Annotated in this window: 2 rRNA genes (1 of these 2 cut by a window edge); both read left to right on the top strand. The window is 48.0% G+C overall.

The window, feature by feature from the left end:
- Positions 1–2,281 (top strand): 23S ribosomal RNA (locus tag OI18_RS23345) (it extends 595 nt beyond the left edge of the window).
- A gap of 102 nt (positions 2,282–2,383) precedes the next feature.
- Positions 2,384–2,495, top strand: a 5S ribosomal RNA gene (rrf, locus tag OI18_RS23340).
- The last annotated feature ends 5 nt before the right edge of the window (positions 2,496–2,500 follow it).

Genomic DNA, 2,500 nt, shown 5'->3' with positions numbered 1-2,500 from the left:
CTACGAGTTACTCCTCACTGGCGAGGTTAAGTTCTTAAGTAACGGAGCCGTAGCGAAAGCGAGTCCAAATAGGGCGATTTAGTCAGTGGGGGTAGACGCGAAACTTTGTGATCTATCCATGGGCAGGTTGAAGGTGTGGTAACACACACTGGAGGACCGAACTCATTAACGTTGAAAAGTTATGGGATGACCTGTGGATAGGGGTGAAAGGCCAATCAAACTGAGAGATAGCTCGTTCTCCCCGAAATGTTTTTAGGAACAGCGTCGCATTTAGAAGTTTATTAGAGGTAGAGCTACTGATTGGGCTAGGGGGCTTCACCGCCTACCAAACCCTGACAAACTCCGAATGCTAATAAATATCTGCGGCAGTGAGGCTGTGGGCGCTAAGGTCCATGGCCGAGAGGGAAATAACCCAGATTAGCAACTAAGGTCCCTAATACGTAGTTAAGTTGAACAAACGAGGTGGAGTTTCTAAAACAGCCAGGATGTTGGCTTGGAAGCAGCCATTCATTTAAAGAGTGCGTAACAGCTCACTGGTCGAGAGACTCTGCACGGAAAATGATCGGGCATCAAACTACGAACCGAAGTTCTAGATTTTATACTTTGTATAAAGTGGTAGGGGAGCATTCCAATCTGCAGCGAAGGTGTACAGTGATGTATGCTGGAGCGATTGGAAAAGAAAATGTAGGCATAAGTAACGATAAAATAAGTGAAAAACTTATTCGCCGTAAGACTAAGGGTTCCTGATCAACGTTAATCGGATCAGGGTTAGTCGGGTCCTTAGGCAAACCCGAAAGGGGCAGCTGATGGAAAACTGGTTAATATTCCAGTACCCGCATTTGTTTCGATGGGGTGACGTGTTCGTGAAAGGTCCGCGCAGTGACGGAATACTGCGTTAAAGCCAGTAGATATATCTTTTGTAGGAAAATCCGCAAGAGATGTCGAAGGTGATAGTACTCAAAAGCTTCGGCCGGCGAGATAGCGACCCTAATCATAGCACCGAGAAAAACCTCTAAGGTTAGGCAAATGCGGCCCGTACCGTAAACCGACACAGGTAGTCGAGATGAATATTCTAAGGCGCTCGGGTGAGCCGTGGAGAAGGAACTAGGCAAATTGACGCTGTAACTTCGGGATAAAGCGTACCATAGCGATATGGTCTCAGTAAAATGGTTCAACCAACTGTTTAACAAAAACACAGGGCCCTGCAAAATCGTAAGATGACGTATAGAGCCTGATACCTGCCCGGTGCTGGAAGGTTAAGGAAGGATGTTCGGCGCAAGCCAAAGCTTCTGACTGAAGCCCCAGTAAACGGCGGCCGTAACTATAACGGTCCTAAGGTAGCGAAATTCCTTGTCGGGTAAGTTCCGACCTGCACGAATGGTCTAATGAGTTGAACACTGTCTCCTCCACGAGCCCGGTGAAATTGTAGTATCGGTGAAGATGCCGGTTACCCGTCACGGGACGGAAAGACCCCATGAACCTTCACTACAACTTTGCATTGATTTTGAGCCACAAGTGTGTAGGATAGTTGGGAGACTATGAAGCAGCGTCGCCAGGCGTTGTGGAGTCATCGTTGAAATACCAACCTCTTGTTGCTTAGAACCTAACCCCTTACGGGGGACATTGCATGGTGGGTAGTTTGACTGGGGTGGTCGCCTCCTAAAAAGTAACGGAGGCTCGCAAAGGTACCCTCAGTACGGTTGGTAATCGTACGCAGAGCGCATTAGTATAAGGGTGCTTGACTGTGAGACATACAAGTCGATCAGGTGCGAAAGCAGGCTAAAGTGATCCGGTGGTTCTGTATGGAAGGGCCATCGCTCAAAGGATAAAAGGTACTCTGGGGATAACAGGCTGATCTCCCCCAAGAGCTCATATCGACGGGGAGGTTTGGCACCTCGATGTCGGTTCGTCACATCCTGGGGCTGGAGAAGGTCCCAAGGGTTCGGCTGTTCGCCGATTAAAGTGGCACGTGAACTGGGTTCAGAACGTCGCAAGACAGTTCGGTCCCTATCTGTGATGGGCGTTAGAAAATTGCGAGGACATGACCTTAGTACGAGAGGACCGGGTCGTACGTACCGCTGGTGTATCGGTTGTGCCGCCAGGTGCAATGCCGAGTAGCTATGTACGGAAAGGATAAACGCTGAAAGCATCTAAGCGTGAAACCTACCTCAAGATGAGTTTTCTTTTAAGGGTCGTCAGAGACTATGACGTTGATAGGCTACAGGTGTAAAGGTGGTAACATCAAAGCCGAGTAGTACTAATTGCCCGTAAGCTTTAATTTTTTATTCTCTTCGGAGGTAAAAAACATCCAACACTCGCAAGTCTTATTGCAACTTCCCAATATGTTACCTTATTGAAAAGTCTTCATTGACTTTTACATTCTTATGGTGCTTATGCCGAGGGTGTTCACCTCTTCCCATACCGAACAGAGAAGTTAAGCCCCTCATGGCCGATGGTACTGCTATACCAGGCGGGAGAGTAGGTAGGTGCCATATTTATT

Source organism: Flavihumibacter solisilvae, assembly GCF_000814475.1.
Classification (GTDB): domain Bacteria; phylum Bacteroidota; class Bacteroidia; order Chitinophagales; family Chitinophagaceae; genus Flavihumibacter; species Flavihumibacter solisilvae.
This window is presented reverse-complemented; position numbering and strand designations above follow the sequence as displayed.